Below are 12,610 nucleotides of genomic sequence, written 5' to 3'. Positions count from 1 at the left end.
CCGGTGCCGCAGAACTCCTCTGCGGCACCGGGCCCGGTGCGTTCCGCCGTGTCCGGCTCATTCCCGCAGGGTGCCCCAGCTGACCTGGTGGGCCGCCTGGAACTGCACCGCGTGCCGGGGCCGGTGGTAGGCCCGTCCGAGCACGAAGACATCGGGGCTACGGTCCAGGACTCCGCCCGAGGGGTCGTCGTCCCCGTCCCTGCGCACCACATCGCGCTCCGGCATCAGGATGTCCCGTACGACCAGGGCACAGAGGTAGAGCGTGCCCAACAGGTGCAGCGCGATGGCCAGTTGGTAGCCCTCGGTCGGCAGTCCTTGGTGCTTGTCGCCGCTCCCCGTGTAGGCGAGATATGTCCAGATCCCCAGGAAGTACATGACCTCGCAGGCCTGCCAGATCAGGAAGTCCCGCCACCGCGGCCGGGCCAGCGCGGCGAGCGGGGTCAGCCACAGGACGTACTGCGGTGAGTAGACCTTGTTGGTGAGGATGAACAGCGCGACGACGAGGAACGCCAGCTGCGCGAAGCGCGGCCGACGCGGTGCGTAGAGCGTCAGCAGGCCGATGAGGCCGCAGCCGACGATCATCAGCAGCGTGGCGTAGGTGTTGGCGTCCTCCAGGGGGTTCCCGGTGCGCTGCGAGATCAGGAGCCAGATCGAACCGAAGTCGATGGGCCGTTCCTGGCTGAACGTGTAGAACTTCGCCCAGCCCTCCCGGATGTGGAAGCCCGCGGCATCATGCGTGATCATCACCGGCAGGTTCACCACCAGCCAGGACACGACGGCGCCCAGCAGCGCCTTCCGGAACGCGCGCCAGGCCCCGGCGCGCCAGCACAGCACCAGCAGCGGGCCCAGCAGCAGCACCGGGTACAGCTTCGCCGCGGTGGCCAGCCCGATGAGGACGCCGGCGGCCAGCGGACGGCTGCGTGACCACATCAGCATCCCGGCGGCCGTCAGCGCGATCGCCAGCAGATCCCAGTTGATGGTGGCGGTGAGGGCGAAGGCGGGAGCCAGGGCGACGAGGAGACCGTCCCAGGGGCGGCGGCGGTGGGTACGGGTCACGCACACCGCGATGACAGCGGCGCAGATCATCAGCATGCCGGCATTGACCAGCCAGTAGATCTGTTCGCGCTGCTGGATTCCCCCGCTGTGCGGGGTCATCCAGGAGGCGATCTCCATGAAGGCCCCGGTGAGCACGGGGTACTCGAGGTACTCCATATCGCCGGGCAGCCGGTCGAAGTACGGAAGCAGGCCATCGGCGAAGCCCCGCCCCGCGTAGAGATGGGGGATGTCGGAGTAGCAGGCGTGGGTGTACTGGCTCGTGGCGCCGAAGAACCAGCCGCCGTTGTAGCAGGGCAGCTTCTGCACCATGCCGAGCGCGAACATCCCGATGGCGACCAGCGCGATGATCCGTACCGGTGTCAGCCAATGCGTGCCGAGCAGTGCACGTCGGCCGATCGGCCCCCCGATCAGCTCGCTGCCGGCCGCCGCCACCTCATCCCGCTTGGTCGGCCGTACCGGATCGTCCCGTCGCACGCTCGTCATGGCCCCATCCTGCCGTACGGCCGACGGCAGAAGACGGCGAAGCCCCCGCCCGGTCAAACCGGGCGGGGGCTTCGTTGCTCCGCGTTTCACGTGAAACATTCAGCGTTTCACGTGAAACGGTCAGCCGTTCGGGCCGCCGAGCCAGCCGCCATCTGTCGGGGCCGTCGGCTCAGGCGTCGGGCTCGTGTCTCCGGAGCCTCCACCGGGACCACCCCCGCCGTTTCCATTACCTCCACCGTTGCCGCCCCCACCGCTTTCCCGGCACTTCAGGTCCCAGGGGGAACAGCTGTCCGTCGGGGTCGGGCTCGGCGAGTTCGTCGGGGAAGCGGACTCGCTGGGCGACTCGGACGGCGAGCTGGACGGAGTGTCCGACGGCGTGGGGCTCGGCGTCGGCGTCGGCACGCCTTCCTGGTCGAACCGCTGCCCGATGGGCGTGGCCGGCGGGAAGGACTCCGGGGTGACGCCCTTCATCGCCTGCAGCATGTACTCGGTCCACACCTCGGTGGGCAGCGCACCACCGTGGATCGAGTCGAAGCCACCGACACCGTTCATGGACAGCTGGCGCGGATTCCCCGCGTCCTCACGGAACATCGTGATGGCCGTCGACAGCTGCTTCGTGTAGCCGACGAACCAGGCCGACTTGTTCTCGTCGGTGGTGCCGGTCTTGCCCGCAGCCGGCATGTTCAGCCTCTTGGCTTCCGTCGCCGTGCCGTTGTCGATGACGTTCTCGAGCACCTTGGTCACGTTGTTGGCGATGTTGGGATCCATCGCCGTCTCGCTCCTGGGCTTGTCGAAGCCGTCCAGGTCCTGTCCCTTGTACGTCACCTGGGTCACGGAGTACGGCTCCACCTTCGTCCCGGACTGGGCGAACGTGGCGTAGGCATCGGCCATACGGATCGCGCTCGGGGTGGAGGTGCCCAGCGCGAAGGACGGATTCAGGTTCTTGTCGAAGCTGGCCTTCGAGATACCCGCGGCCTCCGCCATGTCCCGGACCTTGTCCATCCCGACGTCCATACCGAGCTGCACGAACGGGGTGTTGACGGACTGCTCCATCGCCTTGGTCAGGGGAATGTAGCCCCAGGGGTGATTGCTCTCGTTCTCCTGGAAGAAGAACGAGCCGTCCCGTCGCCGGACGTAGTCCCCGGTGGCGTCCTTCACCTTGAGATGGTCATTGCCGTTGTACCGGCTGTCCTGCCTGATCGGCAGGTGATGACTCTTGACCGTTCCGTACTTCATCGCCGCCGCCATCACGAACGGCTTCCAGGTCGAGCCGACCGGGACGCCGAAGGTGTCCGCGTTGTTGCTGAAGTGACCCTTGTCGTAGCCCTCACCGCCGTACAGGGCGACGATCTTGCCGTCTCCCGGCACCACGGAGGCGCCGCCGAACTGGACGAACCTGTCCTTCGCGCGCTTCTTGGGGTCGATGTACCGCTTGTTGACCTTCTTGACCGCGTTCTCGAGCTGGCTGGTCTTCTTCGAGCTGAAGGTCGTGTGGATCGTGTAGCCGCCCTTGTCGAACTGCGGCTCGCTGAGATTCGAATTCTTCAGCACGTACTTCTTCGCGGTGTCCATCATGTAGCCGATCTGGCCGCCCTTGCCGGCCACCGGCTTCGGCGCAATCGGCTTCGGGAAGTCCCCCCGGTACTTCGCCCGCTGCGCCTTGGACAGGAGATTGTTCTCCACCTCGCGGTCGAGAATCCAGGACCACCGTGCCTTGGCACGCTTGGTGTTCGCCGCCCGCGTGGCCCCGGGGCTGGTACCGCCCGCCGGGTCGTACAGGTCGGCGCCCTTGAGCACGGTGGCCAGGAAGGCGCTCTCGTTCGCGTCCAGCTTTTCGGCGTCCTTGCCGTAGTACGCCTGAGCTGCCGCCTGGATCCCGTACGCCCCGCGACCGTAGTAACTGGTGTTGAGGTAACCCTGAAGAATCTGGTCCTTGCTCTTCGACCAGCCGACCTTGATCGCGATGAACAGCTCCTTGAACTTGCGGTCAAGGGTCTGTTCCTGGGACAGCATCGCGTTCTTCACATACTGCTGCGTGATGGTCGAACCACCCTGGGTCTCGCCGCCCTTGGCCATGTTGACCAAGGCACGGGCGATGCCCATCGGGTCCACGCCCGCGTCCGTCTTGAACGACGCGTTCTCCGCGGCGATCGCGGCGTTCTGCATCTCGACCGGAATCTCGTTGATCGTGACGTTCTGCCGGTTCGTCTCACCGTCCCGCGCCATGACCTTGCCGTCCGACCAGAGGTAGACGTTGTTCTGCGACTTGGCCGCGTCACTCTCGCTGGGCACGTGCACCAGAGCCAGCGCGACGCCGGAGGCACCCACGATCAACCCTATGAATCCCACGCACAGGGTCGTGACCTGCTTCCACGACGGCACAAAGCGCCGCCAGCCGTCGCGGCCCGCTCGCGGGTAATCGATCAAACGCTTCTTGGCCGGCTGACCGCCGCCACGGCCACGGCCGCGGCCGCCCTCGGAGCCACCGCCGCCACCGCCTCTACGGCCACCGCCGCCACGTCCTCCGGCGCCGTCGCCGGCAGCCATCGCAGCGGCGTCGGACCGCCGGCGACCACCACGCTGGGCGGCTCTACGGGCATCGGCCCGCCCACCCTGTCGCGGCTCATGACCGGACGACTCGGAGTGAGAGGCAGGGCCGGCAGCGGAACCACGGGACGCGGCACGGCGCCCCGGTGGCTGCTGCGCGGCGCGTCGGGCCGCGGCACGACCGCCACTCTGCGGCTGTGGCGGTTTGCGACGGTGCTCGCTCATGGAACGAATACTCCTCGGGCAGGCGCGCTTTCTCGTCGCCTGAAGGCGGCAGTTGTCTTCAGGTCCCCCCGATGCACGGCCCGCTCCAGAGGAGCGGGCCGCATTACACCGAGGACGAGGACGCGAGATATCGGCCAACGGTTCCCGGCGGTCTGCATGCCGCACAGACTACGCACGGCCAAAACCTGCCCAGTGTTGAAATTCACTCCAAATCAGTCAGGTTGATGAGAACGATTCGGTGATGTGATGCCGTTCACCGTGCCCCCACTTGTTCCGCCCAGGTGGCCGCTCTATCGTCTGGATGTATCGAGTCGATACATCAGCACGACATAAAGAACGCACCGGACCAAGGAGGCGGAGGATGAGCAGACGCTCCGGCATCCTCGAGTTCGCCGTCCTCGGCCTGCTCCGCGAGTCCCCGATGCACGGCTATGAGCTGCGAAAACGGCTCAACACCTCGCTCGGGGTCTTCCGTGCGTTCAGCTACGGCACCCTCTACCCCTGTCTTAAGGCACTGGTCGCGAGCGGCTGGCTGATCGAGGAGACGGACGGCGCCCCGGAGGGCGTACCCACCGCGGCTCTGACAGGGCGCCGGGCCAAGATCGTCTACCGATTGACCTCTGCGGGCAAAGAACACTTCGAGGAGCTGCTCACGCACTCCGGGCCGGACGCCTGGGAGGACGAGCACTTCGGGGTCCGATTCGCGTTTTTCGGCCAGACCTCGCGGGACGTACGGATGCGCGTGCTGGAAGGCCGCCGCAGCCGGCTGGAGGAGCGCCTGGAGAGAATGCGTACCTCCCTGGCCAGGTCCAGGGAGCGGCTGGACGATTACACCCTCGAACTTCAGCGGCACGGCATGGAATCCGTGGAGCGCGAAGTCCGTTGGCTGAACGAGCTCATCGAGAGTGAGCGCGCCGGGCGTGACCGGAACCCCACGGGTTCCGCAGCACAGGACAAGAAGAACCAGTCAGGAGACACGGGCGGCCTGCCCCGGCACCGGGGTGGATCCCGGCCGGATCCGTCCGATGACACCACCACATGAGGGACTGCCGCGCAGTCCTCATCGAGAACACAGGGAGCAACCGGAATGGGTTCGGTTCGCGTAGCCATCGTCGGCGTGGGCAACTGCGCCGCCTCGCTGGTACAGGGCGTCGAGTACTACAAGGACGCCGACCCGAAGAGCCGCGTGCCCGGCCTCATGCACGTGCAGTTCGGCGACTACCACGTGCGTGACATCGAGTTCGTGGCCGCCTTCGATGTCGACGCCAAGAAGGTCGGGCTCGACCTCGCGGACGCCATCGGCGCCAGCGAGAACAACACCATCAAGATCTGCGACGTGCCGAACGCCGGCGTGCAGGTCCAGCGCGGTCACACCCTCGACGGCCTGGGCAAGTACTACCGCCAGACGATCGAGGAGTCCGCCGAGGCCCCCGTCGACGTCGTCCAGGTCCTCAAGGACACCCGGGCCGATGTGCTGGTCTGCTACCTCCCGGTCGGGTCCGAGGACGCCGCGAAGTACTACGCCCAGTGCGCCATCGACGCCAAGGTCGCGTTCGTCAACGCCCTCCCGGTCTTCATCGCCGGCACCAAGGAGTGGGCGGACAAGTTCACCGAGGCCGGTGTCCCGATCGTCGGTGACGACATCAAGTCGCAGGTCGGCGCCACCATCACGCACCGTGTGATGGCCAAGCTCTTCGAGGACCGGGGCGTCATCCTGGACCGCACGATGCAGCTGAACGTCGGCGGCAACATGGACTTCAAGAACATGCTCGAGCGCGAGCGCCTGGAGTCCAAGAAGATCTCCAAGACGCAGGCCGTCACCTCCCAGATCCGCGACCGCGAGCTGGGCGAGGACAACGTCCACATCGGCCCCTCGGACTTCGTGGCCTGGCTGGACGACCGCAAGTGGGCGTACGTCCGCCTTGAGGGCCGCGCCTTCGGTGACGTCCCGCTGAACCTGGAGTACAAGCTCGAGGTCTGGGACTCCCCGAACTCCGCGGGTGTCATCATCGACGCCCTGCGCGCCGCCAAGATCGCCAAGGACCGCGGTGTCGGCGGTCCGATCCTCTCCGCGTCCTCGTACTTCATGAAGTCGCCGCCGGTGCAGTACTTCGACGACGAGGCCCGGGAGAACGTCGAGAAGTTCATCAACGGCGACGTCGAGCGCTGAGCCCCCGACGCACCTCCCTCCGCAGGCCCCCAGGGATTCCACCCGGGGGCCTGCGGGCTGTGTGAGGCTGTGCCTCATGCATGCTGTGCGCGCCCTTCGCGTATTACTCCGGCTACGCGACTTCCGTTCGCTCCTTGCCGCACGGCTCCTGTCCCAGGCGGCCGACGGCGTCTTCCAGGTCGCGCTCGCCGCCTTCGTCGTCTTCTCGCCCGAGAAGCAGACGTCGCCCGCGGCCATCGCCTCCGCCATGGCGATCCTGCTGCTTCCGTACTCCCTCCTCGGACCGTTCACCGGCGTGCTGCTCGACCGCTGGCGGCGGCGTCAGGTCCTGCTGTACGGAAATCTGCTGCGCACCCTGCTGGCCATGGCCACCGCGACGCTGATCGCGTCGGAGGCCCCGGACTGGCTCTTCTATGCCTCGGCCCTCGCCGTGACCGCCGTCAACCGGTTCGTCCTGGCCGGGCTCTCGGCCGCGCTGCCGCGCGTGGTCGACGGTGCGGAACTGCTGGTCATGGCCAACTCCCTCACCCCCACGGCCGGCACGCTCGCCGCGACGGCGGGCGGCGGGCTCGCCTTCGCGGTCCGGCTGGCCGGCTCGGACGTGGACGCCTTCGTCGTGCTGCTCGCCGCGGCCCTCTACTTCTCCTCGGCCCTGACCTCTCTGCGGATGGCTCCCGCACTGCTCGGCCCCGACCCGGCACGCCTCCAACGTGACCTGGGGAAAGCCCTGTTGAGCACCGCGCGCGGGCTGAGGGAGGGCCTGCGTCATCTCGCCGAGCGGCGCACCCCGGCACGCGCCCTGATCGCGATGGCCTTGATGCGTTTCTGCTACGGGGCGCTGACGGTCATGGTGCTGATGCTGTGCCGGTACTCCTGGGCCGGGACCGAGTCCGAAGGGCTGGCGCTGCTGGGGATCACCGTCGGGGTGTCCGGAGCGGGTTTCTTCGCGGCTGCCCTCGTCACGCCCTGGGCCGTCGGGCGGCTCACCGCGTTCGGCTGGATCGCGGCCTGCGCGGCGCTGGGCGCGGTGCTGCTGCCGTCGCTCGGGCTGTTCTTCACCCCGGGCCCGATGCTGGCTGCCGCGTTCGTGCTCGGCCTGAGCACCCAGGGAACGAAGATCTCCACGGACACGATCGTCCAGTCGACGGTCGATGACGCCTTCCGCGGTCGGTCGTTCGCCATCTACGACGTGCTCTTCAACGTCGCCTTCGTCGGAGCCGCCGCCGTCGCGGCGCTCATGCTGCCTCCGGACGGACGGTCCGCCGCCCTGCTCGGCATGGTGACCGTGCTCTATGCGCTGATCGCCGCGGCGACGGTCCGCTATAGGCGCGGCTGGCCCTCGTCCCGCACCGCGTAACCCCTCGGGCCCCGCAACAGGGGGCCACCCGGACCAGATACCTTACGGGCGTCCTTCAACACGAGCTTGTACACATCAATATCGGGGGAGTTCCATGACCACGCCGCCTCAGGGCCCGAATCCATACGGTCAGGCGCCGTACGGGCAGCCGCCGTACGGACAGCCGGCATATGGCCAGAGCCCGTACCCGCAGGCGCCGCAAGCACCGCAGGCCCCCTATGGCCAGCCCCAGGGCTATGCCTATCCCCCGCAGCCGCAGGCTCCGTACGGACAGCAGCCGCCGCCGGGATACGCCGCGGCTCCCCAGCCACAGCAGCCCCATATGCAGGGCGGAGCGCCCGTGCCGCCGCCGCAGCCGGCCAAGCGCCGGTCCCCCAAGGCGATCCTGAAGGCCATCGGGCTCGTCATCGCGGTGATCGTCTTCGCGGTCTTCTGGATCGCCAGCCTGGACGACGCGGAGAGCGCTGAGGCCGGCGACTGCGTGCAGAAGTCCAGCAGCTCACTCGACGACGGTCTCAAGGTGGTGGACTGCAGCAGCTCGGAAGCCGAGTACAAGGTGAGCAGCGTGCACAACAACTCCACGGACTCGTCGCTGTGCAAGGAGGGCGAGACGGCCTACGTCAAGGACGTGCGTCGCCGGCGCTCCAGCACCCAGATGGTGCTCTGCATGAACCCGGTGAAGTAGCGCACGCCGAACGGGCCGGAAGACGGAGGAGCGGTGTTTCACGTGGAACACCGCTCCTTGTTTCACGTGAAACACCGCCCGTTTCACGCTCAGCTCTGTGCGGCCCACCACTCCTTCAACGCGGCGACCGCCGCTTCCCGGTCCATGGGCCCGTGCTCCAGCCGGAACTCCAGCATCTGCTTGTACGCCTTGCCGACCTCGGGCCCGGGGCGGATGCCCAGAATTTCCATGATCTCGTTGCCGTCGAGGTCAGGACGGATCGCATCCAGCTCTTCCTGCTCCTGGAGCCGTGCGATGCGCTCCTCGAGCCCGTCGTAGGCGCGCGACAGGGCACCGGCCTTGCGCTTGTTGCGGGTGGTGCAGTCGGAACGCGTCAGCTTGTGCAGCCGCTCCAGCTGCGGACCGGCGTCCCGCACATACCGGCGGACCGCCGAGTCCGTCCACTCGCCCGTCCCGTAGCCGTGGAAGCGCAGATGCAGCTCGACCAGCCGCGAGACGTCCTTGACCAGGTCGTTGGAGTACTTCAGAGCGGTCATCCGCTTCTTGGTCATCTTCGCGCCCACCACCTCGTGGTGGTGGAAGGAGACCCGGCCGTCCTTCTCGAAGCGCCGCGTCCGGGGCTTGCCGATGTCGTGGAGGAGTGCGGCCAGTCGCAGCACGAGATCGGGCCCGTTCTCCTCGAGGTCGATCGCCTGCTCCAGCACCGTCAGCGAGTGCTCGTAGACATCCTTGTGACGGTGATGCTCGTCACTTTCCAGTCGCAGCGCGGGCAGCTCGGGCAGGACGTGGCCGGCCAGGCCCGACTCGACGAGCAACCGCAGCCCCTCGCGCGGGTGCGGCGCCAGGATCAGCTTGTTCAGCTCGTCCCGTACCCGCTCCGCGGAAACGATCTCGATACGGTCCGACATCGCCTTCATCGCGGCGAAGACCCCGGGGTCCACCACGAAGTCCAGTTGGGCCGCGAAGCGCGCTGCGCGCATCATCCGCAGCGGGTCATCGGAGAACGATTCCTCCGGCGTCCCCGGCGTCCGCAGCACCCGCGCCGCCAGGTCCTCCAGACCGTTGTGCGGGTCGACGAACTCCTTCTGCGGCAGCAGCACCGCCATGGCGTTCACCGTGAAGTCCCGGCGCACCAGATCCTGCTCGATGGAGTCGCCGTACGACACCTCGGGCTTGCGGGAGGTGCGGTCGTACGCCTCCGACCGGTAGGTCGTGACCTCGATGTCGAAGGAGTCCTTCTTGCAGCCGACCGTACCGAAGGCGATGCCGACCTCCCAGACCGCGTCCGCCCACGGCCGGACGATCTTCAGCACGTCCTCGGGCCGGGCGTCGGTGGTGAAATCCAGGTCATTGCCGAGCCTGCCCAGCAGCGCGTCCCGCACCGAGCCGCCGACCAGGGCAAGTGTGAACCCGGCCTCCTGGAATCGACGGGCCAGGTCATCCGCGACGGGGGACACCCGCAGCAGCTCGCTCACGGCACGGCGCTGCACATGGTTCAGCGCGTTCGTCGACTGCGCGGTCCGCTCGGCGATCGGGGCGGGGAGGTCATTGTTGGCGTTCGGCACAACAAAACAGGGTACGTGGCCGCGCAGCGCGAGGCGCCACGTAATAAGGGGACGGGCCGGGCGCAAGGGTCCCCACTCCGCGATCATGTGGAGCAGTCCGCGGCACTCCGGCGCGCCGGGCCTCGTTACCATTCGTGGACGCACATTCCGACGACCACTGACGACGACGAGGGACGGACGAGCGCGTGGCCGAGGCGGCAGGCTTCCAGGGGACTGAACGGCCGCGTGGTCGATGGCTGCGACGGACCGTGACACTGCTCACTGGAGTGCTCCTGCTCGTAGGACTGCTCCAGGTTCCGCAGACGCCCTCCGCCCAGGCGGCCCCCGCCGGCTCCCGCACGGTCGATGTGACGATCGACTCGATGTCCCCGCCCGCTCCCGCCAAGGGCGACAAGGTCAGCGTCTCCGGGACACTGACCAACGACGGCCGCAGCACGATCACCGACGCCCATGTCGGCATGCACCGCGGGGAGGCGCTCGGCGGCCGCAGCTCCATCGACAACGTGTCCCGGCGCACGGGATATCTGCCCGGCGTGGACGGCAAGGAGATCAACGGAAGCGAGGAGAAGATCGGCAAGCTGGAGCCCGGGGTCAGCCGCCCCTTCAGCCTCAGCGTGCCGGTGAAGGACCTCCGTCTCGACAAGAGCGGTGTGTACCAGCTCGGCGTCTCCGTGTCAGGACGTACCCAGGCCGCGCCCCACGGCGAGGTTCTCGGTTTCGACCGGACGCTGCTGCCCTGGCAGGAGTCCGATGCCGCGAAGAAGACTCAGTTCACGTACATGTGGCCGCTGATCTCCTCCACCCATCTCACCGCCGAGACCGACGCCGACGCCCAGCAGACGCCGGTCTTCCGCAACGACGACCTCGCCGCCGAGCTCGCGCCGGGAGGCCGGCTCCAGCAGATGGTCGCGCTCGGCAAGAACCTGCCGGTGACCTTCGTCATCGACCCCGACCTCCTCGCGACCGTCGACGCGATGACGAAGTCGTACCGGGTGAACGGCCCGGACGGCCGCATGGGCAAGAACCAGGCGGTCGCCAAGCAGTGGCTGCACGAGCTCGAAGAAGCGGTCAAGACGCACGAGGTCGTCGCGCTGCCCTTCGCCGACCCCGACCTCGCCTCGCTCGCCCATCACGGCAAGAGCGTGCCCAGTGCGCTCAGCCACCTCGGCCCGGCCACGGACCTCGCCGAGAAGACCGTGGACACCATCCTCGACGTGAAACCGCGCACGGACTTCGCCTGGCCCGTCGACGGTGCGATCGACTCCTCCGTCGTCGACGTCGCGACCTCGGCCGGTGCGCACAACGTGATCACCCGCAGCGACAGCCTGCGGGAGACCGGGGGACTGTCCTACACCCCGACGGCGGCCCGCCCCATCGGCGGCGGCAACACGGCCGTCGTCGCGGATGCCCAGCTCTCGCGGGCCTTCGAAGGCGATATGTCGAAGACCGGCAAGGCCGCCCACGCGGTCCAGGACTTCCTCGCCCAGACCCAGATGATCAACCTGGAGGACCCGGGCCGGCAGCGCAGCATCGTCGTCGCGCCACAGCGCATGCCGTCGGTCAGCCAGGCCCACGCCATGGCCACCGCGCTGCGGACCCTGGAGGACTCCGGGAGCTGGGCCCAGCCGCTGAGCCTCGGCAAGGCGGCCAAGGCCAAGCCCGACCGCGCGGCCACCCGCCGGGTGCCGAGCGGCGCCGCCTACCCCTCCTCGCTGCGCCGGCAGGAACTCCCCACCTCTGCCTTCCGGCAGATCCAGGGCACCCAGTCCGCACTGGACGACTACCAGGTGATCCTGGCCCAGCCGCAGCGTGTGGTGACCCCCTTCGGCAGCGCCATAATGCGGGAGATGTCGACGGAGTGGCGCGGCGACGCCTCCGGTGCCGCGAGCTTCCGGCACTCCGTGCGCAGCTATCTCGACGGTCTGACCAGGAAGGTGCACCTGATCCAGAAGTCGGGCGCAACGCTCTCCGGGCGCAGCGCCACGATCCCGGTGACGGTCCAGAACAACCTGGTCCAGGGCGTCAAGGGCATGACGCTGAAGCTGACCTCGTCCCAGCCCAACCGCCTGGACACGGGCAAGGCCCAGCAGATCACGGTGGACGGCGGCCACAGCCAGTCGTTCAAGTTCGCCACCACGGCGAACGCCAACGGCCGGGCCTGGGTGACCGCCCAGCTCTACACGGCGGACGGAAAGCCCTACGGTAAGCGCATGACGTTCCAGGTGAACGTCACGGAGATCACCGCCACGGTGATGCTCGTCATCGCCGGCGGCGTCCTGCTGCTCGTCCTGGCCGGGGTGCGGATCTACCTCCAGCGCAAGCGGGCGGCCGCCCAGCGCGCCAAGGACGACTCCGACGGCGAGGGCCCCGAGGACGACACAGACACGGATGGCGACAACGGCGACACGGATGGCGACGAGCCCGAGCAGCCGAGTGACCCCACGCCGGACACCGGATCGGAAAACTCCGACCCGTCCGGCTCAGGTGAGAAAGTGGACCGTTGATAGGTAGCGGGGCCGGAC

The 12,610-nt window shown here is 68.0% G+C and carries 8 protein-coding genes; 5 read left to right on the top strand and 3 right to left on the bottom strand.

Translation table 11 applies throughout. From position 1 onward, the window contains the following. Positions 1-57: 57 nt before the first annotated feature. Positions 58-1,539, bottom strand: coding sequence for a glycosyltransferase family 87 protein (locus ACFW5B_RS00555; protein ID WP_386431022.1), 1,482 nt, complete (start codon positions 1,537-1,539; stop codon positions 58-60). A gap of 120 nt (positions 1,540-1,659) precedes the next feature. Further along, positions 1,660-4,311 (bottom strand): transglycosylase domain-containing protein, encoded by a 2,652-nt coding sequence (locus ACFW5B_RS00550; RefSeq protein ID WP_386431020.1) that lies wholly within the window; start codon positions 4,309-4,311, stop codon positions 1,660-1,662. Positions 4,312-4,672: 361 nt separating this feature from the next. Between ACFW5B_RS00550 and ACFW5B_RS00545 the strand changes: the two genes are divergently transcribed. The 4 genes from ACFW5B_RS00545 (at position 4,673) to ACFW5B_RS00530 (ending at position 8,523) form a co-directional block, all read left to right on the top strand. Next, complete coding sequence (locus tag ACFW5B_RS00545) at positions 4,673-5,353, top strand: PadR family transcriptional regulator (RefSeq protein ID WP_386431018.1); 681 nt, start codon at positions 4,673-4,675, stop codon at positions 5,351-5,353. A 45-nt stretch (positions 5,354-5,398) separates the two neighbouring features. After that, on the top strand, positions 5,399-6,481 hold the full coding sequence (locus ACFW5B_RS00540) for an inositol-3-phosphate synthase (protein WP_386431016.1): 1,083 nt from the start codon (positions 5,399-5,401) through the stop codon (positions 6,479-6,481). A gap of 76 nt (positions 6,482-6,557) precedes the next feature. After that, positions 6,558-7,838 (top strand): MFS transporter, encoded by a 1,281-nt coding sequence (locus ACFW5B_RS00535; RefSeq protein WP_386431014.1) that lies wholly within the window; start codon positions 6,558-6,560, stop codon positions 7,836-7,838. 94 nt (positions 7,839-7,932) lie between these two features. Then, complete coding sequence (locus ACFW5B_RS00530) at positions 7,933-8,523, top strand: hypothetical protein (RefSeq protein ID WP_386431012.1); 591 nt, start codon at positions 7,933-7,935, stop codon at positions 8,521-8,523. An 89-nt stretch (positions 8,524-8,612) separates the two neighbouring features. Here ACFW5B_RS00530 and ACFW5B_RS00525 read toward each other — a convergent pair whose 3' ends face one another. After that, on the bottom strand, positions 8,613-10,088 hold the full coding sequence (locus ACFW5B_RS00525; RefSeq protein ID WP_386431010.1) for a CCA tRNA nucleotidyltransferase: 1,476 nt from the start codon (positions 10,086-10,088) through the stop codon (positions 8,613-8,615). A gap of 248 nt (positions 10,089-10,336) precedes the next feature. Here ACFW5B_RS00525 and ACFW5B_RS00520 point away from each other — a divergent pair, with 248 nt between their 5' ends. Next, the gene (locus tag ACFW5B_RS00520; protein ID WP_386431008.1) at positions 10,337-12,592 is read left to right on the top strand and encodes a DUF6049 family protein; all 2,256 of its coding nucleotides are present in this window, start codon (positions 10,337-10,339) and stop codon (positions 12,590-12,592) included. Positions 12,593-12,610 lie beyond the last annotated feature (18 nt).

The sequence above is a fragment of the Streptomyces sp. NPDC058773 genome (assembly GCF_042746015.1).
In the GTDB taxonomy this organism is placed as follows: domain Bacteria; phylum Actinomycetota; class Actinomycetes; order Streptomycetales; family Streptomycetaceae; genus Streptomyces.
Note: the sequence above shows the minus strand (reverse complement) of the source record. Positions and strands in the feature narration are given on the sequence as shown.